The sequence below is a fragment of the Roseateles sp. genome (genome assembly GCF_039929605.1).
Lineage (GTDB): Bacteria > Pseudomonadota > Gammaproteobacteria > Burkholderiales > Burkholderiaceae_C > Pelomonas.
This window is the reverse complement of record NZ_JBDSQX010000116.1, coordinates 1-20,813: the sequence shown is the minus strand read 5'-3', so window position 1 is coordinate 20,813 and position 20,813 is coordinate 1. Positions and strand designations below refer to the sequence as shown.

Sequence of the window (20,813 nt, the reverse complement as noted above, 5' to 3'; positions counted from 1 at the left end):
CTTGGACCCCGAGCCCAGCGCCAGCAACGCGCCATGCGGGCAAGCTGCAAACGGCGGCAACTGCGCCAGCGCCTCCAGGTCCGGCTTGGCGGCCTTGCGCGCCTTGGGCTTGTCGGGCAGCTCGCCGATGAAGAGACGGTGCAGCGTGCCGGGGCTGTCGCTCGCCGCGTCAAAGACGGCCAGCGTGTGCTCGTCATCGGCAACGACGAACAGTCGCTGGCCAATCTGCACCAAGCTGCTGGCGGCGCTGAGGTGGCCCAGAGCGGCATCTGTGTCGACGGACAGGGTTCGGACGACTCGTACCTCAGCATGGTGAAGCTCCCGGTAAGCGTGCGGCCGATGCTAGCGGGCGCTGGGAGAGCGGCGAGGACCGCTGAGTAGCAGGCGCCCGAACCAGCGTGAATCAATCGACGACATGTCGGCTCGATTACGGTGGCATCGGAGGGCGATCAAGCGTCAAAATGCCAATCGAAGAAACTGCCAAACTCACAGGGAAAAATAATGATTTTTGAAGCAATGCCCGAGCAGGTATCTAGACTCACTAGTTTGCAGTTGGTGCAGCTAATGAAGCGCCTGCTACTTGCTGAATGCAGACTAGTTGGCATTCCACTTCGCGCGACTTCAGTTCCTCTACAAATTACGATATCTGATGGCGGTGAGGACGGAAGGGTCGAGTGGACTGGCGGCGTCAAATCAACAAGCTATTTGCCTTCGAGATTCTCAGCATTCCAGGCGAAAGCGCAAAATTTGACAGCGCAAATCGTCAAGGATGAAATTTCAAAAACAGACAAGAAAACCGGAAAACGTACTCTAAACAACGCCATGAGGGAGGTGATACGACACAAGGGAGCATATATTATCTTCTGCTCATATGCTTTCACCGAACAGAAGATCGACGCACTCCGCGAAGCACTTTTGACTTCCGTGCGTGACTGCAACTGCAGCTTGCCGCGATTATGCGCAGTCGAGATATACGATGCCAATCGAATCGCCGATTGGATTAACCAGCATTCATCCGCGGCAGCGTGGATGGCTGAAATTCAGCGCGGACGATCTGTTGCAGGGTTCCTTTCTCAGGACGGATGGGCGCTGGCGCAAGAGATCTATGCGGTGCCGTGGGTAGATGATGCTTCGCCACGATATGTATTAGAAGGAATTGATTCCCCTGATGCAGGGACAGGCCGAACTGCCGGTGATTTTTGGAATTTTTCCCAGTTGTCCGAGTTTGCTTTGAAGTTCTTGGGCGGCGAGAAAACGGCACTTCGAATCGCTGGTCCATCAGGGTATGGCAAGACCCGATTTTCTTACGAGCTATTCAATCACCGGACGCAAATCGCCGATGCAATTGACAGCGCGGCGCTGCTCTATGCCGACTTGGCGGTTGTCGGCGAGGAGATTATGAAGCTGGCGCTAGAGATCGCTGATTCGGGCTCGCCGACGATCTTGATCGCCGATGAGTGTTCCGATGATGCCCATGGGCGACTGGCTTCTATAGCCCGCAGAGCAAACTCGAAACTTCGGATTGTCAGTATTGATGTTGAAACAAGCGTCGCGCCAGCGGACGACACATTGGTTCTACGTCTGGCACCGGCATCGGGCACAGCAATAAGCCAGATTGCTCGTAGCGTATATCCTAATTTGACGGACACAGACGCACGACTTGTCGAACAGTTAGCTAGGGGATTTCCTCGGATGGCGATCCTTGCCGCACAGCAGGGTGGTGTTGGGAGGAAAGCAGTACGTTCCGCAGAGCAGCTAATTGACAGGATCGTTTGGGGCCGCCGATCAATAGATGCCGAGTCGCTTCGTGCTCTTGAGAGCCTTAGCTTATTTGAATGGGTTGGAATAAAGGGACAAGCTGTCGCGGAAGCAGCGCTAATAGCCGAAAATTTTGCTCGAATGTCACATGACGCTTTCATCGAGCGCATTCTCTCGTTCTCGGGGCGAGGGGTGCTAGTCCAAAGGGGTGACTATATTCAGGTGTCACCCGTTCCACTTGCCGCCGCCCTAGCTACGCGACGACTGGCACTGCTTGTCGATCAACGCCTTGTATCGTTTTTTGACCTGGCTACCGAACGCTTGCAACGCAGTCTGCTAGGACGCTTGAAGTGGCTAGATAACACAGCGCAGGCCAAGGAATTCGCGCGTACCATGTTGCACACTGATCGAATGGGGAATATCGCAGCACTGCAATCTGATTTCGGCGGGGCATGCCTTGACAAATTTGTGCACGTTGACCCCGATTTAACAATGTCCACGATTCAACGTGTTTTCGGCGGCCTGGACAAGGATGGTCTGAAAAAGCTTGGCAGCGGTCGCCGAAGTTTAGTTTGGGCACTCGAAAAGCTTTCTTTTCGAAGAGAGAGTTTTGACAGCGCCGCAACCCTGTTGAGAAGACTTGCTGCCGCAGAAACAGAACGTCGAATTTCCAACAATGCAACCGGCCAGTTTCAACAACTCTTTCAGCTCCATTTGTCCGGAACTGAAGCATTACCTGACGCACGATTACTCGTCCTTGATGAGGGACTTGAATCCACAGACCCCGAAGAGCAAAGTGTGTGCCTAGGCGCGCTCGACAGGATGCTGAAGACACATCATTTCACAAGAGTTGGGGGTGCGGAAGAAATTGGTAGTGCCGAACGACTCGAAGATTGGACGCCGCAGACCCTAGACGAAATATGGAATTTCCATCGAGCAGCCATTTCTCGACTCACTTCTCTTGCCATTAGCAGCGATCCGATGAATGTTCGGGCAATGACAATATTGGCAAGCCACGTTCGGGGACTATTAAGTAATTTTCCATTTACAGAACTCAAGTTGACGATCTCCCAAGTTATTGGCGCACACGGGACTTGGCCAGAGGTGATTCAAGAAGTCAATGAATGGCTATATTTCGATAGAGACGAAGTGCCTGCGTCACTTGGGCTGGAGATAAGGGAGTATTTTGACGAATTATTACCCAGCGATCCCATAGAATTGGCAGCTCTATATGCAAGCGGATGGGAGACCGATTTTCATGATCCCGATCATCCCTACGACGCTCAAGATTCCAATCTCGACTTCGAGTACAGCACTCGCCAACTGCAGACATTGGCCGAAAAAATTACTACGACAGAGCCGTTGCCAACAAGGCAAATAGTCGAAAGATTCGCCTCCTCCCACACAAATAACTTATTCGCATTTGCCCAGCGGTTAGCTGAACGCGCCGCCGACCCCATCTATATTTTCGCGCAGGCACTTGCCTTTGTTAAGGAGAATCAAACTGAGGCAAATATGCAGCTTTTCGGTGGAATTTTCTCTGGATGTGATCGGCGAGACCCAAGGCTAGCTCGCGAGTGCCTCGGGCTAGCGCTGAAATCGGATCAGCTGAAGCGGAATGTCATCGCGATCATTGGTGCGGGGGAATTGCAAGCTGCCGACATAGCAATGGTCGCTTCCCTGATCCGCGCCGGTGATATTGAACCGGGCCGCTGCGCACCGCTATCGTACGGTCGGGGCATGGATCACCTCCCTTCCGATGCGATTGCTCCGCTCTTGGAGGCACTCGTGTCGCGCGGTCGAGAGGGGCTGTGGTCGGTGCTAGACATCATGGTGATGCTTCTGCACGGAGACAAAGTCGCTCGACCAGAACTGGCCCGAATTCTTCGGTCGGCAATGCTTGCCCCGGACCTGTTCGACGAACCGGTTCAAACCATGGACGGGCACAACCTCGAAATGCTCATATCGGCGCTGGTTCGGAGGGGGCTAGTGGATGCTCCATTCTGCAAAGCACTGGTGAAGCAATTGCTCAGCATCTGCGCAAAGAAGCATCAAAACGCATTTCACAGTCTCGATGGCTCGGTTCAGAACGGATTACTTTCGCTGGCAAAAATCCATCCGAACGAAGTATGGGCGGGAGTGGCTAAACTTATGCTGAGCAAGGACTGGTATGTGCAAAGCCGACTGTGCAGATTGATAGCCCCTCCGCTCTCTGACCATATCAAGCCAGGGATTCTTTTTGCAATTCCCGCAAATATCTATCTTGAATGGGTGCGCGAAGAGCCTGAGATACGCGCCCGACTGATTGCGCCCTGGCTGCCAATTTGCACCCAGAAACCGAGCGATGGTCCGCTCGATTGGCATCCGGACACCAAAGCGTTTGTCGAAGAGTTTTTTTCTGCCGACGGAGTGCTCGGCGAAATCGCGGCAAGACTGCACCCGAGATCTTGGTGGGGATCAGTGTCATTCCACCTCCAGCCAATGATCGAACTCCTGGCACGGTGGCGGACTCATCCCCAAGCCGAGATTCGAAGGTTCGCCACATCGCAGATCGAGCGATTCACTTCTGAAGGACAGGAAGCCGACAGGAGGGAGGAAGAGGACGAAGTGCGGCTCACCTAAGCCGATTGAGGCACATTTCCGCGGGGCACGAGGGTCAGGTCTCGAATTTAAACCCCTGCACGTTCAAAAACTGCACCACTCCCCAACTCCAGCACATAACGATAAACATCCCGATCCGACCCCGCCGCATCCAGCGTGAACCCGCCATTCACCGCCAGATCCCGCATGCCCTTGTTCTCGCGCAGCACCAGCGCCACCAGCCGCTGCGTGCCGTGGCCTTGCAGGTAGGCCACCATCTTGTCGAGCAACCGCTGGCCCAGGCCGTGCCCTTGCAGCTCGGCGGTCAGGATGATGGCGAACTCGGCCTCGATGTTGTCGGGGTCGGCCACCGCACGGACGACGCCGAGGGTGCGCAGTGCGCCGTCGGGCTGCGCTTCCAGCACGACGAAGGCCATCTCGCGGTCGTAGTCGATCTGCACCAGGCGGGCCAGCTCGCTGCGCGGCAGCTCGCGGCGGGTGGTGAAGAAGCGCAGGCGGATGTCCTCGGGTGCCAGCTGCGCGGCAAAGGCGAGGTGCCGGGCTTCGTCCTCGGGCCGGATGGGGCGCACCAACAGTTGCCGGCCCTGCCAGGCCCAGGTCTCGGCCAGCTCGGCCGGGTAAGGCGGGATGGCGAAGCGCGCCGTGCCCGCTCGGGCTGCGGGCAGGACACGCAGGCGGGCGTCCAGCGCGATGACGCCGTCGCTGTCGGCCAGCAGCGGGTTGATGTCCAACTCGGCCAACTCGGGCAGGTCGGCCAGCATCTGCGAGACGAGCACGAGCACGTCGCAGATGGAGTCCATGTGCGCGGGCGCATGGTCGCGGTAGCCGGCGAGCAGCCGGGCCACGCGGGTGCCGGCCACCAGCTCGCGCGCCAGCACGCGGTTCAGCGGCGGCAGGCCGATGGCGCGGTCTGCCATCACCTCCACCGCCGTGCCGCCCTGGCCGAACAGGATGACCGGGCCGAACACCGGGTCCACGCTCGCGCCGACGATCAGCTCCTGCGCATGCGGGCGGCGCACCATGGCCTGCACGGTGAAGCCGGTGATGCGTGCTGACGGCTTGACCGAGCGGACACGCGCCAGCATCTGATCGGCAGCCGTGCGCAGGGCTGCTTCGTCCGCCAGCGCCAGCACGACGCCGCCCACATCGGACTTGTGGCTGATGTCGGGCGACAGGATCTTCAGCGCGACGGGGTAGCCGACGGTGGCTGCGGCTGCGACCGCTTCGTCTGCCGAGGCGCCGACGGCGACCGTCGGCACAACCGGGATGCCGTAGGCCTGCAGCACGGCCTTGGCCTCCAGCTCGTCGAGCATGTCGCGGCCATCGGCGAGTGCCGCCTCGACGACGGCGCGCGCCGCTGCACGGTCGGCCGGCCCGGCCTCGCTGGCGGTGGGCGCCTCGGTGAGCAGCGCCTGGTTGCTGGCGTAGCGGGCGAGCATGGAGAACGCGCGCACGGCTTCCTCGGGCGTGTCGTAGCCGGGCACGCCTGCGGCTTCAAACGTGCGCCGCGCCTCGGCCACACCGGCGTCGCCCAGCCAGCAGCTCATCAGCCGGCCGGCAGCCTCGCGCGCCAGCGGGGCGCAGGCCAGCGCGATGTCCTCGCTGCGCACGATGGCCGTGGGCGCGTGCATGAACAGCACGGTACCGGTGTCGCGGTCGTCGAGCAGCGTGCGCAGCGTGGCGGTGTAGCGCTCGACCGGCGCGTCGCCAATGATGTCGATGGGGTTGCCGCGCGACCAGGTGGGCGGCAGCACGGTATCGAGCTTGGCGCGCAGCGCCTCGCTCAAGGGCGGCAACTCGACGCCGGCCAGCGCGGCGGCATCGGCCGCCATGACGCCGGCACCGCCGCCGTTGGTCATCAGCGTCAGGCCGCGCTGTGGATAGCCGCGAAAGTGCGCCAGCGTCTCGGCCGCCATGAACAGGTCCTGCAGCGTGTCCACGCGCAGCATGCCGGCGCGGCGGATGGCGGCGTCGATGACCACGTCCGACCCCGCCAGCGCGCCGGTGTGCGAGGCCGCCGCCTGCAGGCCGTTGCCGGCGCGGCCGGCCTTGACCACGATGACCGGCTTGTTGCGCGCCGCCGCGCGGGCCGCCGACATGAACTTGCGCGGCTGCTCGATGGACTCCATGTAGAGCAGGATGGCGCGGGTGTGCGGGTCGCTGGCGAGGTGGTCGAGCAGGTCGCCGAAGTCCACATCGGCACGCTCGCCTAGCGACACCATGTGCGAAAAGCCGATGCGCCGCGAGCGCGCCCAGTCGAGCACGGCCGTGACCAGCGCGCCCGACTGCGACACGAAGGCGATCTCGCCCGGCAAGGCATTGACGTGGGAAAAGCTGGCGTTCAGGCCGATGCGTGGCGACAGCAGGCCCAGGCAGTTGGGGCCGAGCAGGCGCAGTAGGTGCGGCCGGGCGGCGTCCAGCGCGGCCTGCTTCTGAGCAGCGTTGAGGCCGGCGGTCATGACGATGGCGGCCCGCGTGCCCAGTTGGCCCAACTCGGCGATGAGGCCGGGCACCGTGTCCGGCGGGGTGCAAAGCACGGCCAGGTCGGGCGCCTCGGGCAGGTCGCTGACGCGGGCGGCCAGCGCCACACCGTCAAGTTCCGCGCGATTGGGGTTCACGCCGAAGACGCTGCCGGCAAACGTGCCGGCGCGCAGGTTGCGCCAGACGGTCGCGCCGACGCTGCCGGGGCGGTTGGAGGCGCCAACCACCACAACCGAGCGGGGTGAGAGAAGCTGGTCGAGGTGGCGGATGCTCATAGATCAGGGGGTTATGGCGACCTTGAGCACGCCGTCGCGCTGGTGGCCGAACAGCTCGTAGGCCGCCTCGATGTCGTCCAGCTTGAAGCGGTGCGTCACCATCGCCTCCAGGTTGACGCGGCGCGAGGCAATCACGGCCATCAGCCGGCGCATGCGCTCCTTGCCGCCGGGGCAGAGGGTGGTGACGATTTTGTGGTCGCCCAGGCCGGCGGCGAAGGCGCCGAGAGGGATGGTCAGGTCGGTGGAATACACGCCCAGGCTGGACAGCGTGCCGCCCGGCCGCAGCACGCGTAGGCAAGCCTCGAAGGTCTGCTGTGTGCCCAGCGCCTCGATGGCGACGTCCACGCCCCGGCCGTCTGTGAGGCGCATGATTTCTTCGACCGCATCGACCTTGCTGCCGTCGATGACGTGGTCGGCGCCCATCTGCGTGGCGATGGCCAGGCGGTTGGCCAGCCGGTCGACGCCGATCACCATGGCCGCGCCGCTGAGCTTGGCGCCGGCCGTGGCGCACAGGCCGATGGGGCCTTGCGCAAACACCGCCACCGTGTCGCCAATGCGCACGCCCGCGCTCTCGGCGCCGCTGAAGCCGGTGGACATGATGTCGGGGCACATCAGCACCTGTTCGTCGGTCAGCGAGTCGGGCACCGGCGCGAGGTTGGCCATGGCATCGGGCACCAGCACATATTCAGCTTGGCAGCCATCGATGGTGTTGCCGAACTTCCAGCCGCCCATGGCCTTCCAGCCATGAGCCGTGCCGGCGCCGTCCTGCGAGCCGCAGCCGCACAGGCAGGCGGTACTCCAGCCGCTGGGCGTGATGGCGCCGGCAATGACGCGCTGGCCCTCGCGGTAGCCGCGCACACCGGAGCCCAGCTTCTCGATGACGCCCACGGGCTCGTGGCCGATGGTCAGGCCGCGCTCGACCGGGTACTCGCCCTTGAGGATGTGGATGTCGGTGCCGCAGATGGTGGTTGTCGTGACGCGGATCAGCGCGTCCTGCGGGCCGACATCGGGGATGCGCTTGTCGTCAAGCACGATGCGCCCGGGCTCGACGAAGACAGCGGCTTTCATCATGGCCATGGGAAATCCTTCAAAGGCGCTTCGCGCCTGGAAGGGTTCCATGACGTCAGTCCACCCTAACCCCAGGCTTGCTGTGCGTCGAGGGTGGGAGCGCCGTTGGAGGGTAGGAGGCGAAGCCGGCGGGCGCTTTGCGCCAGATCAGCTGAGTCCCGCTTTGTCCAGCCCGAACATCTTGTCCTTGGACCCCGGCACGTTGCGGAAGGCCACGTTCATGCGGTTCCAGCCGTTAATGGCGGCGACGCGCCAGGTCAGGTCGGACAGTTCTTCCTCGGTGAACTGCTCGCGCGCCTCGGCATAGGCGGCGTCGGAGATGCCCTCGGGCGCGATGCGCGTCAGCGCCTCGGTCCATGCCAGCGCGGCTCGTTCCCTGGGCGTGAACAGCGGCGACTCGCGCCAGATGGCCACATGGTGCAAGCGCAGCTCGCGCTCGCCGTGGATCTTGGCCTGCTTGATGTGCATGTCCAGGCAGAAGGCGCAGCCGTTGAGCTGCGAGGCGCGAATGTCCACCAGCAGCGCCAGGCCTTCATCCATCTTGAAGGACATGCTGAAGTCGAGGTACTTCTTGAAGAGATCGGCGCTGAGGCGGGAGTAGTCGAGACGGGGGGTGGTCATGATGGGGCGGGGTCCTGGTCGAAGCGGTGAGCGCGGGCGGTCGGGGTGTCGGTCATGGCTGCGTGATGAGTCTCGTCCCCATTGGACGAAGCAGCCGCCACGTTTGTGACATCGACTTGCGCGGCCTTAGCATCCGCGCATGGAAGACCCCAAGCACGACTACCTCGTCATCTCACGTGGCCAGTGGGATGAGCGGGCCAGCCCCGAAGACGTCCAGCGCGCCATCGACCAGTTCTATGTCTGGTACGAGGGCCACCTCGCCAGCGGGCGCATGAAGCCCGGCAGCCGGTTGACCCGCGAGGGCAAGCTCATCACCCAAGGCCTGGTTACCGATGGCCCCTACGCCGAGACCAAGGAACTGGTGGGTGGCTACTGGTTCATCGTCGCGGCCAGCCTGGACGAGGCGGCCGAACTGGCCTTGCAGAACCCCTGCCTGGCCTTTGGGCTGATGCTGGAACTGCGCCCGTTGGAGCCCGAGCGCGCGCGGGCCGTGGACATCACCAACGAGACACCGCCGGAGTGGCGAAAAGGCTGATCGCGTCTATCGCGTCAGAGGCTTAAGGGCAGCGCAGGAAGACGCCTTCGACCCGGCACGCACCACGCGGCCCGACGAGGTTCGGGCCGACGCGGGTCAGCGTGGAACCATCGCTGGCCGTGCAAGTGGCGCCGTTGCAGCGCGTCACGGTGGCTGGCGCCTCCCAGCGCAGCAGCGGCTCTGAGCCCAGCGGCTTGGGCGAATTACGAGCCTGCGGCGAAGCCGGTGCCTGACGAGGCGGCGACGGCGCGACCCAGGTGCGCTGCGAAGGCGGCGGCGACGTGGTGAGCCCACCCAGGCAGGCGTCGGCCACGCGCTTGCGCAGCGGCCACAGCCGCGCGGCCACGGCGTCCCGGCGTTGCACGTCCGGCTGAGAGATGGGCGACTCGGTGGCCCGGGCCGCCGCGAGGGCGTCCTCGGCGTCTTCCAGTGCCTTCAGCGCCGTGCTGCAGGCCGGCGACTTCGGCAGCTCGTCGGCTTGGGCCACGCCGCCGAGGGCGGCAGCGATCAGGAGGATGGCGAAGGGCGCATTCATGATGAATCCAGCTTGCGCCACGTCGCCGCCGGCATCTGTAGGCGATGGCCCTGCCCTCACGTCCGACGCCGAACCGTCACCAGCGCCAACAAGCCCAGCGCGCCCGCCGCCGCAAACCCCGCCACGCTGCCGGGCTGCGCGGCACCGCTCAGGCCGAGCATGTCCAGCGCCGCGACGCCGGTGTCCTGCAGGTTCAGGTACAGCCCGAACAGGAACAAGGCCAGGAAGGTGCGCGAGCCCTGCGTGAGCCGGCCCAACAGCGTTGCCGCCGCGCTGAGGCACAGCAGGCCGGCAACGCAGGCCGCCGCCCGCATCGGCGCATCACCCGCCCAGCGCAGCAGCGCCGGTGCGCTCAACGCCAGGCCCAGGCCCAAGGCCGCCAGCAACTGCCGCCAGCCGCGTTCCAGCGCGCCGCCGGGCACGGCACTGGCCAGGGCCAGCGTGCCGCTTTGCAGGTCGCGTGAACTCACATCGGCCACCGCCATGCCCCAGGCGGCGAGCGTCACGGCCAGCAGGGGCATCAGGGCTGGCGCGGGCACGAAGGCGGACGCCAGCGCGCAGCTCAACATCACCAGCGCCAGCAGCGGCTGGCTGAGCAGCACCAGGCTCACGTCGGCCAGCCAGCGGCCGGGCACGCCGGGCAGGCGCGCGCTGGCCACCATCAGCAGGCCCAGCGCCCGGGTGAAGGGCCGCATCAGCGGGCGCAGCAGCCATTGCAGAGCCAGCACCACGCGCGAGCGGCCGCCCGCGTCACGCAGCTTGACGCGGTCGGGTGCGTAGCGGTGGAAGGTTAGGACGGCCGGCACCAGCGGCAGCAGCGCCAGCATCATGGAGCCCAGTCGCAGCGCCACCAGCTCGCGGGTCCACAGGCCCTCGGGCATGTGCAGCACGGGCAGCGTGGGGTCGAAAGGCCCACCGCCGACCTGCACGCTGGTCACATGCAGCAACTGGCTCAGGCTCACCAGCAGCGGCGACACACCGTTGATGTCGAACACCTGCCAGCCGCTCAGGTGGATGGCGCCATTGCCCAGCGAGGCGGGGATGAAGGCGAACTGCAGCACCCACAGCAGCCAGTACAGCGCGTCGCCGCGCTTGCCCATCAGCGGCGCCCAGGCGTCGGCCAGCACGGCCAGGCTGGCGCACAGCATCAGGCCCGGCGCCAGGCCCAGGACGAGCATCTGCAGGTAGGGCAACGGCTGCAGCGGCCCTTCGCCGCGCACCAACTGCAGCACCCAGACGGTCAGCATCAACACCGTGCCCAGCGACATCAGGAAGCCGAAGGCGCCGAGCCAGCGCGCAACGAGCAACTGGGCATTGGTTACCGGCGTGGCGGCCAGCACTTGTGCCGTGCCGCAGCGCAGGTCCTCCTGGCTGCGACCGCGTGCGAGGTAGAAGCCCGCCAGGCCGAACAGCAGCGACGCGAGCAAGGTGGTGCCGAAGGCCAGCGCCTGGCTGTCATAGGCCATGCGCTGCTTGTGCACGACCATCATCGCCACGCCGCTCTTCGGGTCCATCACCATCAGCCAGCTAAGCACCACCACGGCCAGCAGGATGACGAGGGTGCTCAGGCGACGGCTGCGCAGCCGCCATTCGTTGAGAACGAGCGCCTTGCCCAGAACGGCGTTCATGCGGCCACCCGCGCATCGGCCACACGCGCATCGGCATAACGTTGCGCCATCAGCGCTTCCTCCAGGCTGGCGTTGACCAATTCAGCCCCGGCGCAGGGCCGCGACGCATGCGCCATGCGCACCTGCACGCGCCCGCCCTGCGGCTGGGCCTGCAGCACTTGCACCTGGTCGCGCAGCGCCTCGTAGGCGGCGGGCGCGAGCAGGGCCGTCCAGACCTTGCCCGCCGCACGCGCCAGCACCGCATCGGGTGTCTCGAAGGCCACGAGCCGGCCATTGCGCAGGATGGCCAGGTGGCCGGCCATGTTCTCCACGTCCGACACGATGTGCGTGGACACGATCACCAGGCGCTGCCGCCCCAGGTCGCCCAGCAGGTGCCTGAAGCGCAGGCGCTCCTCGGGGTCGAGGCCGGCGGTGGGCTCGTCGACGATGAGCACGTCGGGGTCGTTCAGCAGCGCCTGCGCAATGCCCAGGCGCTGGCGCATGCCGCCCGAGAAGCCGGCGGCCGGGCGGTGAGCCTGCTCGTGCAGGTTCACCAACTCCAGCAATTGCTGCAGGCGCCGCGCGTCCCGCACGCCCTTCAGAGCCGCAAAGTACTGCAGGAACTCCAGCGCCGTGAGGTGCGGATAGACGCCGAAATCCTGCGGCAGATAGCCCAGCCGCTGGCGCATCAGCTCAGGCTTGGCAACGATGTCCTGCCCGTCCAGCAGGATGCGCCCGCTGCTCGGCTTGGTGAGCGTGGCGAGCATCTGCATCAGCGTGCTCTTGCCCGCGCCGTTGTGGCCGATGAGGCCGACGACGCCGGGCTTGAGGTCCAGCGACACGCCGTCCACGGCGTTGATTTTTCCGAAGGTCTTGACGACGTTTTGAATCTGCAGCATGGCCGCCTCCTGTCTACGAATGGCTCGCAGGTTAGGCAGGCGATGAAGCGCCGCAAACGTGCTTACGACAGGCCGCAAGGCGCGCGGGTCAGGCCGGCAAAAGCGGGGCTTGGGCCGGGGCCACCGGCAGTGATTTCAAGGCGCCGCGAGGCCGCATCAGCCTTTACGACCCGCCTGGCCGCTGGGAATAGGGATGGGCCTCAGATACGGCGGAGACGGACGCGTTTGGCCGTGGCCACCGCGAGGCCGGCGAGCGCCAAACCAGCCAAGGCCAAGCTGCCGGGCTCTGGCAGGACGCCCTCCCGCGTCACGTCGAGCGCGATGCTGTCGAGCTGGAAAGCGTGGTTGGCCGAGGCGCCGATGAAGCCGGTGAACTGCAGCGAAACCAACTCGCTGCTATCCCAGATCGCGCTGAGCGCGGCGGCCTCGAAGTCGAGGTCGCCGCCGGGGCCGTCGTTCACGCCATCGATCGCCAACATCTGCGACACCGTGCCGCCGCCCAGCAGCGTGCCCTCAAGCAGGATCGACGAGGCGCTCCAGTTGTTGACAAAGTTATTACTCAGTTCGGCATAGTCCAGCCCGGTCAGCCGAAACGACGAGTAAATCGCGGTGGTCATCGTGACAGGCGCGATGGAGGGCGGATTCAGCCCCGGTGCGCCTACCGCCAGCGCCGTGGTGCCGTTGGCCGCACAGGTCGGTGCGCAATTGGCCCCATTGGCCGAGACCGCAATCGTGCCACCCGCTGGCGTGAAGGTGAAGTTGCCGCTGGAGACGGTCGCGTGCACGCCCGTCGCCGCGTAGTTGGAGAAATCAATCAGCACGGGTGCGGCGTGGGTGAGGCTCGCGCCGCACAAAGCGGCTGCCAAGGCAGCGCAGCGAGTGATCCTGGTGACATGCTTCATGGCGAGGTTCCTTTGTGGACATAGAAAGGTCCACGCCCCGCAAAGCAACTTCTGAGCCGCAATAGCGGGTTGATGCTCATTTCTCCTCTGACGCATCCCTAACTTGCAGTCTCTTGGGTTGCGGTCGCTGCGCGCGCCCGGTGAAGCCGGTGTCAAGTTTTTCGACAGTGCTCATGAAGCGGCAAGACCAGCGCGGCTTGAGCCGATGTCGGACACCGGCGAGCCGCCGGGAAGGCTTACTCGGTCACGCCGAACAGCGGCCCCAGCTCATGCCAGTGATCGTTGCGGTTCAACTTGGGCGAGTAGAGGCTGGACACCGCGCCGTCGAGATACAGCGCGTCCCGGCAGTGCAGCTCATCGCGGAAGAAGCTGGCGAACTCGTGGAAGCTGACGGGCCGCTCGCTGATGACGAAGATCGCCGTGGACCCGCGCGCGCAGACGCCATTGCGGATGTAGCGCGACGCCGACGACGGGCGGAAGGCCAGGTTGATCTCGCCGCCCTTCAGCAGCAACGGGCCGGACTGCGTGGCGTAGCGCACGCCCTCCTTCAGCGCCGGATAGTCCACCGCGTCGACGACGCGCGGGCCCTTGGCGTCGAGGAGGAAGACGCCATTGGGCTTCAGGAAAAAGTTGCCTTGGCCGTCGCTCAGATTGAGCGGCGAGACCTCGCGCCCGTCGATGACGAGCAGACCCACCGGGCCACCGTCCGCGTGATACATGCCGGCATTCATGCCGAAGGTGAGCGTCTTGCCTTGCGGCTTCAGCCAGGCCGCCAGCCGGTCCAGGCGCCGCAGCGGCTGGCCCTTGTCGTCCTGCCAGACAAGGCGCAGCTTGTCGGCCTCCACGCGCACCACCGTGAACATGCCGCCGCCTTCGGGCCGGCTGGCCACGCTGGTGAGCAGCAAGGCCAGCGCCATCAGCCAGCGCTTCATCGGCGAGCGCCGCGCAGCGGCTGAAGCAGGCCGCGCAGGTCGTTGTGATCCATCTCGTACATGAGCGCCAGCAGCCGTCCGATCTCGCCTTTAGGAAAGCCTTCGCGAGCAAACCAGCCCAGGTAGTTGCCGGGCAGGTCGGCGATCAGCGTGCCCTGGTGCTTGCCGAAGGGCATCTCGGTGGCAACGAGCTTGAGGAGGTCGTCCGGGTTCATCCGGCCAGTGTGCCAGCCGGTCAGTGCGCCATCTTGAACGCGCCCAACGCGCGCACCAGGTTCGGCGCATGGCTCGCCGTGACCGAGCTTGACATCGAATGCCGGCCCGCGAAAGGGAGGCTGTTCCGTGCCGGAGGTCGGCTCCGCGTCAGCGCGTCGTTCGCTGATCAACGATCAGCGGCAGCAAGTGGCCGACCTGTGCCAGCGTCGCGTTGCGTGCCTCGAACGACGCGCTGCTGCGCGTCAGGTAGGCAGTGACGAGCAGCGGCGCACCGCTCCCGGGCGGCCAGACGACGGCGATGTCGTTGCTGGTGCCGCCATCGTTTTTGTCGCTGGCGGCCCCGGTCCTGTCGGCGATGGTCCAGCCTGCGGGCAGCCCGGCCTTCAGGCGCTTGGTACCGGTGGTGGCTGCGAGCATCCATTGGCGCAGCTGCTCGCGCGATTTCGGCGTCAGCACGTCGCCCAGCAGCACGCGCTGCATGCCGTGCACCGCCGCGCGCGGCGTCGTCGTGTCGTGCTCGCCGTGCCAGATGTTGGCCGAGGGCTCATTGCGGTCGAAGCGCGTCACGGTGTCGCCAATGCTGCGCGCGAACGCCGTCAGTGCGGCCGGGCCGCCGTAGCTGGCAAGGATCAGATTGGCGGCGACGTTGTCGCTCGTGGTGAGCGTGGCCTCGCACAGTTCGCCCATCGACATGCCGTCGCCGCCCACGCGTTGCTCGCTGACCGGCGAGTTCGGCACCATATCGGCGGCGCCGAAGACGATGCGGCGCGTGAGCGATTCCTGCCCGAGATCGACGCGCCGCAGTACCAGGGCCGACGCGAGCGTCTTGAAGGTGCTGCACATCAGGAAGCGCTCGTCGGCGCGGTGGCTAAATTCGACGCCGGTGGCTGTGTCGAGAATGTGCACACCGAGCCGGCCGCCGCTGCCGCGCTCGATCTCGCGCAGGCGCTGCGCGAGATCGAGCGGCAAGGAACCCGTTGCCCGCACTTTTTCAGAAAGCGCGCCGGCCCGGGTGGTGGCAAGCGCGAGCAGTGCCAGCGATGCAAAGTTCCGTCTGTTCATCATGGGGGATTCGTGGTGTGGAAGTGGATAAAACGCGGCGAACGATAGGCGTGACGGGTTGCGCGAACAATCGGAAATAATGCAGCCTTGACCCCCGGAAAACTTGAGTCTCGCGATTCCCCATGGACCTGCCCCTCAACGCCCTGCGCGCGTTCGAAGTCGCGGCTCGGCATCTGAACTTCACGCGCGCCGCCGAAGAGCTGCACCTGAGCCCGACCGCCGTCAGCCAGCATGTGAAGAACCTCGAGCAGCGCCTTGGCGTGGCGCTGTTCCGCCGCGTGCCGCGCGGGCTGGCGCTGACCGATGAGGGCCTCGCTTTGCTGCCGACATTGGCCGAGGCGTTTGCACGCATCACTGCCTCGCTCGACGGCTTCAGCCGCGGGCGGGCAAGCCGGCCGCGCGAGGTGCTGTCGGTCGGCGCGGTCGGCACCTTCGCGGTCGGCTGGCTGCTGCCGAACCTGCGCGAGTTCCAGCTCGCACATCCGGTGATTGACCTACGCATCTTCACGAACAACAACCGGGTCGACCTCGCAGGCGAGGGCCTCGACTACGCGCTGCGTTTCGGCGACGGCCTGTGGCACGGCATTGAGGCGCTGCCGCTGATGCGCGCGCCGCTCGCGCCGCTGTGCGCGCCCGAGATGGCGCAGCGCCTGCGCGCGCCGCGCGATCTTGGCCGCGAGGCGCTGCTGCGCTCATACCGCGCCGACGAGTGGACCGGCTGGTTCGCGGCTGCCGGCGTCAGCCCACCGATCGTGCGCGGCGTGGTGTTCGACTCGTCGCTGGCAATGGCCGAGGCGGCGGCGCAGGGGGCCGGCGTGGCGTTGTTGCCGAGCGCGATGTTCGTGCGCGACCTGCGCAGCGGCCGGCTTGTGCGGCCGTTCGCGATCGAACTAGACGCCGGCGGCTACTGGCTCACGCGCTTGAAGTCGCGCCGCGCGAGCGCCGCGATGCGCGCGTTCCGCGACTGGCTGATCGGGCGTTGCGCACACGGCTGATGCGGTGGTCATCGAAGCCGCATCTGGGCTGTTGCCTGCGGTGCTAGTGTGACCTGGCAGGTTGGCAATCCAGCTGCCCTTGTGCTTGCCAAAGGGCATCTCGGTGGCCACGAGCTTGAGGAGGTCTTCCGGGTTCATCCGGCCAGCGTGCCAGCCGGGCAGTGCTTGCGCTGCATCGCGCTGCTCGCGCGCGCCGTCGATGTGCTTGATGACACCCGGGAGGCACTTCTGCAGCCGAGTGCGCAAAGCCGGGAAAGAGATCAGGACGCCGCCGCCGCGTGCTCGGTTCCCGCTGCCTCGGCAATGCAAAGGCCGAGCTTGGCGAAGAGAGCCTTATCCCTTTCGACGTCGGGATTGCCTGTGGTCAACAGCTTCTCGCCGTAGAACACCGAGTTCGCGCCAGCGAGAAAGCACAGCGCCTGGACGGCTTCGCTCATCTGCTGTCGGCCGGCCGACAGCCGCACGCGCGCCTTGGGCATGGTGATGCGCGCGACGGCAATCATGCGGACGAACTCGAGGGGATCGAGCGGGGGCTGGTCGGCCATCGGCGTGCCGGGGACGCGCACGAGGTCGTTGATCGGCACCGACTCCGGGTAGGGGTCGAGATTGGCCAATTGCGCGATGAGGCCCGCGCGCTCGCGCCGCGTCTCGCCCATGCCGACGATGCCGCCGCTGCAGACATGGATACCTGCGTTGCGGACGCGGCCCAAGGTGTTCAGGCGATCCTGGTAGTCGCGCGTCGAGATGATGCGGCTGTAGGCCTCGGGGGCCGTGTCAAGGTTGTGGTTGTAGTAGTCCAGGCCGGCCTTCTTGAGCGCCTGCGCCTGCGGCTCGGACAGCATGCCCAGCGTGCAGCAGGCCTGCAGGCCGAGCGCCTTCACCTCCCGCACGATGGCCGCTACCGCCTCGATGTCGCGGTCCTTCGGCGCGCGCCACGCAGCGCCCATGCAGAAGCGCGTCGCACCGTGCTCCTTCGCGGTTCTCGCCGCTGCGGCGACGGCAGCGGCGTCCATCAGCTTGGTGGCGTCCACGCCGGTGTCGTGGTGCACCGACTGCGGACAGTAGCCGCAGTCCTCGGGGCAGCCGCCGGTCTTGATGGAAAGCAGCGTCGCCAGTTCCACCTGGTTGGGCTCGAAGTGCTGGCGGTGCACTGTTTGCGCACGCAGGAGCAGGTCGTTCAAGGGCTGCTCGAACAGCGCCTCAATGGCATCGATGCTCCACCTGTCGGTGCGCGGATGCCCGCAGTCAGCGCCGACCGGCGCTGCGGCCCGTGGCCGGAATTGGATCGGATGGACGGCTGGATTCATCTCGGGCTTTCGCGTTGCGTCTGCGGGCGCCACCCGGGCGGCGCCCGGGTGGCAATGAGCGCCCGGTTCTCAGAAGGAGTACTTCACGCCCACCCATCCGTAGGCGCGGCCCAGGTCGTGCCCTTTCATGTCGCGATAGAAGTTGCCGGCGCCCTTGGCGGCGTTGGTCCCGCCGGCGCTCACCGTCGCGACCAGGCCGTTGCCGAAGTCCTTGGCCAGCGACAGCGACCAGTCCGTGTAGTCGCCGGCGTTGCCCGTGGCGCCCTGGTTGGGGATGGTCTGGCGGCCCACGTGCGCCGTCAGGTTCAGGCCGTCGGCCACGGGGAAGGTGCCGTTCAGGTCGAAGTACTGGCTGCCCGAGCTGCTCGGGTTGCCGAGGAAGTCGCCGAGGCTGCGGCTGTACTTGAGGTTGAACATCTTGAAGCCGACATTGACGTAGCCCTCGGTGGTGGACGCGTTGGTGAACAGGCCAGCCCCCGGGGTGCCCGCATCGCCCGAGTTGTTGCCGATGTACTCGTAGCGGATGACGCCGACGTCATAGCTCCAGCCATCGGCCGGCGTGCCGCGGAAACCGCCGTAGAAGTCGACCTCGACGTTGCCCTTGGTCGCGCCGTTGAGATCCTTCAGCCAACGCACGTTGGAGGCGAAGCTGCCCAGATAGAAGCCGCTCTTGTGCGTGAAGTCCAGGCCGCCCTGCAGTGCGGGCTTGAAGCTCGTCTGCGCGATGCCGCGCACGCGGTAGTCGCTGACGGCGCCGATGTTCCAGGCGAGCGTGCTTTCGGGTTCCGGTGCAGGCCCGTCGGCCCAGGCGGCGTTGGCGGCCAGGGCGGCGGCGAAGACTAGGGCGGGGCGAAAGGTCGGGTTCATCAAGGTTCTCCGTGGTTGCAATGGGAAATCAGGAACGGGTGGCTAGGTGCTGGCGATGTAGGCGCGCCAGCCGCCGTAGCGGGTGATGTCTTCGGACCCGGCCAGGCCCTTGCCCTCGCAGATGAAGCCGGTCACCCAGCCTCCGTCCTCGAGTTCGACCTTGCCCAGGCCCAGTGGCGCGGGGATGGCATCGAGGAAGGAGCCGAGCTCCGCGCTCGGCAACTCCCAGACCTCGACGGCGATGGACGCACCGGCCTCGGCGACGCGCTCGAGCCCCGGCCGGCGCACCGCGCCGCCCGCCAGCGCGTGAAGCCGATAGCGCGGTGCGGTCTGCGTGGCCGTCAGCAGCCGGCCGCCGCGCGCCGTCAACTGCCAGTTCAGCGCCAGGCCGTCCAGATGGGCTCCGCAGACGACGACGCGCGAGCGGTCGTTGCGCGCGACGGCCGCGGGCGCCGCGGTCTCGAAAGCGCGGTCGCCCACCAGCGGCAGCGCCGTGGCGCGCTGCAGGCTGTCCGCCAGGCCCAGCAGCCACTGGTCCGTGAAGGCACGGCCGAAGACCGTCACGCCCCAGGGCAGGCCGTTGGCCATGAAACCGGCCGGCACGGCTACCGCGGCGTAGTCGAGCAGGTTCATGAAGTTCGTGTACCAGCCCAGGTCGGCGTTGCGTTGCACGGGCTGCTCATGCAGCTCGGCGAGCGTGACCGGGCGCGGATAGGCCGGCGTGAGCACGCAGTCGAGGTCTGCGAGGATGCGGTCGCACTGCGCCTTGAGTTGCTGCAGCCGGTATTGGGAGCGGAACGTGTCCACTGCGGTGCAAGCAGGGGCCGCGCGCAGCACGTCGCGGATGACGGGCAGAACGGCGTCGGGCTTGGCCTCGATCAACGGGCCGACGACGGCGTAGCGCTCGGCCACCCATGGCCCTTCGTAGAGCAGGCGCGCGGCCTCAAGGAAGGGCGAAAAGTCGATGTCGACGCGCTGCCCGCCCAGGCCTTCGAGCCGCGCCACGGTGGCCTCGAAAAGCCGCGGGCTGTCGGCGCAGCCCAGGAACTCGAGCTGGCGCGGCACGCCGAAGCGGAAGCCCGCACGTGGCCGACCGAAGGCGTCGGCGCCGTTCCACGACGGGTTGGCGCGGCTGTACTCGTCGCGCTCGTCGAGCCCCGCCGTCAGCGCGAGCAGCCGGCTCGCCTCGGCTGCGGTTGAGGTGAAGAAGGTTGTGCAGTCGAGCGTGCGGCAGGCCGGCACGACGCCCGCCGTGGACAGCAGTCCCTTGGTCGCCTTGAGGCCCACGAGGTTGTTCAAGGCCGCAGGCACGCGCCCGCTGCCGGCCGTGTCGGTGCCGAGCGCGAAGCTGGCCACGCCGAGTGCCACGGCCAGCGCGGAGCCTGCACTGGAGCCGCCGCTCGGGTAGTCGGGATGCACGCTGTTGCGGCAGGCCCCGTAGGGCGAGCGGGTGCCGTTCAGGCCGGTGGCGAACTGGTCGAGGTTGGCCTTGCCCACCGGCACGGCGCCAAGCGCGATCAGGCGCTCCACCAGCGTCGCGCTGCGTTGCGGCACGTAGGCAAACTCGGGGCAGGCGGCAGTGGTGGGGACGCCGGCGAGGTCGATGTTGTCCTTGATCGCGAACGGCACTCCGTACAGCGGCAGGTCCGCCGGCGATGCGTCGCGCAGGCGCTCGAGCATCGCCTTCACGCGACTCCAGGCGGCAAGCGAGATCCACGTCGGCTCCGACGTCGCGCGTGCGCGCTCGTATGCCCGCGCGACGACCTCGCCCGGATCGGTCGAGCCGTCGCGGTAGGCCGCGATCAGCCGCGCGATGCTCACGCTGATGGTCCGAGCCGGGCCACTACCGGCCCGCTGCCGGCAGCGCCGCCAGCAGCGACGCGCTCGTCGCGACCGCTCCGAAGACGCCGCCCTGCATGAGCACCATCCGCAGCGCGGCCTCGTGGTTCGCCAGATCTGTCGCGGCCGTGCAGTCCGACAGCACCAGGCACTCGTAGCCGAGGTCGTTGCCCTCGCGCATCGTCGTCGAGACGCAGACGTCGGTCGTGATGCCGGTGATGACGAGGCTGCTGACCGCGCGGTTGCGCAGCACGAGGTCCAGGTCGGTGTTGGAGAACGCGCCCTTCGTGGCCTTGTCGACGACCATCTCGCC

The 20,813-nt window shown here is 66.1% G+C and carries 19 protein-coding genes; 3 read left to right on the top strand and 16 right to left on the bottom strand.

Translation table 11 applies throughout. The annotated features are described in order from the left end of the window. Positions 1 to 261 (bottom strand): DUF6929 family protein (locus ABIS05_RS16200; protein ID WP_407074842.1); only part of this gene is annotated, 261 nt, incomplete at its 3' end. 240 nt (positions 262 to 501) lie between these two features. On the opposite strand from ABIS05_RS16200, the gene ABIS05_RS16195 reads away from it, so the two are divergent. Next, complete coding sequence (locus tag ABIS05_RS16195) at positions 502 to 4,380, top strand: hypothetical protein (RefSeq protein ID WP_348010259.1); 3,879 nt, start codon at positions 502 to 504, stop codon at positions 4,378 to 4,380. 47 nt (positions 4,381 to 4,427) lie between these two features. Here the strand turns inward: ABIS05_RS16195 and ABIS05_RS16190 are convergent, their stop codons facing one another. The 3 genes from ABIS05_RS16190 to ABIS05_RS16180 all read right to left on the bottom strand — a co-directional run bounded on the left by ABIS05_RS16190 (position 4,428) and on the right by ABIS05_RS16180 (position 8,804). Then, positions 4,428 to 7,115 (bottom strand): bifunctional acetate--CoA ligase family protein/GNAT family N-acetyltransferase, encoded by a 2,688-nt coding sequence (locus ABIS05_RS16190; RefSeq protein ID WP_348010258.1) that lies wholly within the window; start codon positions 7,113 to 7,115, stop codon positions 4,428 to 4,430. A 3-nt stretch (positions 7,116 to 7,118) separates the two neighbouring features. Next, the gene (locus tag ABIS05_RS16185) at positions 7,119 to 8,192 is read right to left on the bottom strand and encodes an NAD(P)-dependent alcohol dehydrogenase (protein WP_348010257.1); all 1,074 of its coding nucleotides are present in this window, start codon (positions 8,190 to 8,192) and stop codon (positions 7,119 to 7,121) included. A gap of 138 nt (positions 8,193 to 8,330) precedes the next feature. Beyond that, positions 8,331 to 8,804, bottom strand: coding sequence for a carboxymuconolactone decarboxylase family protein (locus tag ABIS05_RS16180; protein ID WP_348010256.1), 474 nt, complete (start codon positions 8,802 to 8,804; stop codon positions 8,331 to 8,333). Positions 8,805 to 8,943: 139 nt separating this feature from the next. Between ABIS05_RS16180 and ABIS05_RS16175 the strand changes: the two genes are divergently transcribed. After that, positions 8,944 to 9,339 carry a YciI family protein gene (locus ABIS05_RS16175; protein ID WP_348010255.1) on the top strand — a complete coding sequence of 132 codons (396 nt, stop codon included), beginning with the start codon at positions 8,944 to 8,946 and terminating at the stop codon, positions 9,337 to 9,339. Positions 9,340 to 9,361: 22 nt separating this feature from the next. Here ABIS05_RS16175 and ABIS05_RS16170 read toward each other — a convergent pair whose 3' ends face one another. The 7 genes from ABIS05_RS16170 to bla all read right to left on the bottom strand — a co-directional run bounded on the left by ABIS05_RS16170 (position 9,362) and on the right by bla (position 15,492). Then, positions 9,362 to 9,874: a hypothetical protein gene (locus ABIS05_RS16170; RefSeq protein WP_348010254.1), complete on the bottom strand. Its 513-nt coding sequence runs from the start codon at positions 9,872 to 9,874 to the stop codon at positions 9,362 to 9,364. Between the two features lie 56 nt (positions 9,875 to 9,930). Next, positions 9,931 to 11,502 (bottom strand): hypothetical protein, encoded by a 1,572-nt coding sequence (locus ABIS05_RS16165; protein ID WP_348010253.1) that lies wholly within the window; start codon positions 11,500 to 11,502, stop codon positions 9,931 to 9,933. Continuing rightward, entirely contained in the window at positions 11,499 to 12,380 is an 882-nt protein-coding gene (locus ABIS05_RS16160; RefSeq protein WP_348010252.1) for an ABC transporter ATP-binding protein, read from the bottom strand. The genes ABIS05_RS16165 and ABIS05_RS16160 overlap by 4 nt, the downstream gene beginning before the upstream one ends. 200 nt (positions 12,381 to 12,580) lie before the next feature. After that, positions 12,581 to 13,282 (bottom strand): PEP-CTERM sorting domain-containing protein, encoded by a 702-nt coding sequence (locus tag ABIS05_RS16155; RefSeq protein WP_348010251.1) that lies wholly within the window; start codon positions 13,280 to 13,282, stop codon positions 12,581 to 12,583. Between the two features lie 236 nt (positions 13,283 to 13,518). Further along, positions 13,519 to 14,214, bottom strand: coding sequence for a phosphodiester glycosidase family protein (locus ABIS05_RS16150; protein WP_348010250.1), 696 nt, complete (start codon positions 14,212 to 14,214; stop codon positions 13,519 to 13,521). Next, positions 14,211 to 14,429 carry a DUF3820 family protein gene (locus ABIS05_RS16145; protein ID WP_348010249.1) on the bottom strand — a complete coding sequence of 73 codons (219 nt, stop codon included), beginning with the start codon at positions 14,427 to 14,429 and terminating at the stop codon, positions 14,211 to 14,213. The genes ABIS05_RS16150 and ABIS05_RS16145 overlap by 4 nt, the downstream gene beginning before the upstream one ends. 148 nt (positions 14,430 to 14,577) lie before the next feature. Next, the gene (gene bla, locus ABIS05_RS16140) at positions 14,578 to 15,492 is read right to left on the bottom strand and encodes a class A beta-lactamase (RefSeq protein ID WP_348010248.1); all 915 of its coding nucleotides are present in this window, start codon (positions 15,490 to 15,492) and stop codon (positions 14,578 to 14,580) included. A gap of 122 nt (positions 15,493 to 15,614) precedes the next feature. Here bla and ABIS05_RS16135 point away from each other — a divergent pair, with 122 nt between their 5' ends. Then, positions 15,615 to 16,487 (top strand): LysR family transcriptional regulator, encoded by an 873-nt coding sequence (locus ABIS05_RS16135; protein ID WP_348010247.1) that lies wholly within the window; start codon positions 15,615 to 15,617, stop codon positions 16,485 to 16,487. Here ABIS05_RS16135 and ABIS05_RS28245 read toward each other — a convergent pair. The 5 genes from ABIS05_RS28245 to ABIS05_RS16110 form a co-directional block, all read right to left on the bottom strand. Further along, complete coding sequence (locus ABIS05_RS28245; RefSeq protein WP_407074841.1) at positions 16,383 to 16,625, bottom strand: putative quorum-sensing-regulated virulence factor; 243 nt, start codon at positions 16,623 to 16,625, stop codon at positions 16,383 to 16,385. The genes ABIS05_RS16135 and ABIS05_RS28245 overlap by 105 nt on opposite strands. 122 nt (positions 16,626 to 16,747) lie before the next feature. Next, a complete protein-coding gene (gene bioB / locus ABIS05_RS16125) occupies positions 16,748 to 17,794 on the bottom strand; it encodes a biotin synthase BioB (RefSeq protein ID WP_348010246.1) in 1,047 nt (348 codons plus the stop codon). 69 nt (positions 17,795 to 17,863) lie between these two features. Beyond that, positions 17,864 to 18,661 (bottom strand): TorF family putative porin, encoded by a 798-nt coding sequence (locus ABIS05_RS16120; RefSeq protein ID WP_348010245.1) that lies wholly within the window; start codon positions 18,659 to 18,661, stop codon positions 17,864 to 17,866. 42 nt (positions 18,662 to 18,703) lie between these two features. After that, positions 18,704 to 20,482, bottom strand: a complete 1,779-nt coding sequence (atzF, locus tag ABIS05_RS16115; protein WP_348010244.1) for an allophanate hydrolase — start codon at positions 20,480 to 20,482, stop codon at positions 18,704 to 18,706. A gap of 22 nt (positions 20,483 to 20,504) precedes the next feature. Continuing rightward, positions 20,505 to 20,813 (bottom strand): isochorismatase family cysteine hydrolase (locus ABIS05_RS16110; RefSeq protein WP_348010243.1); only part of this gene is annotated, 309 nt, incomplete at its 5' end.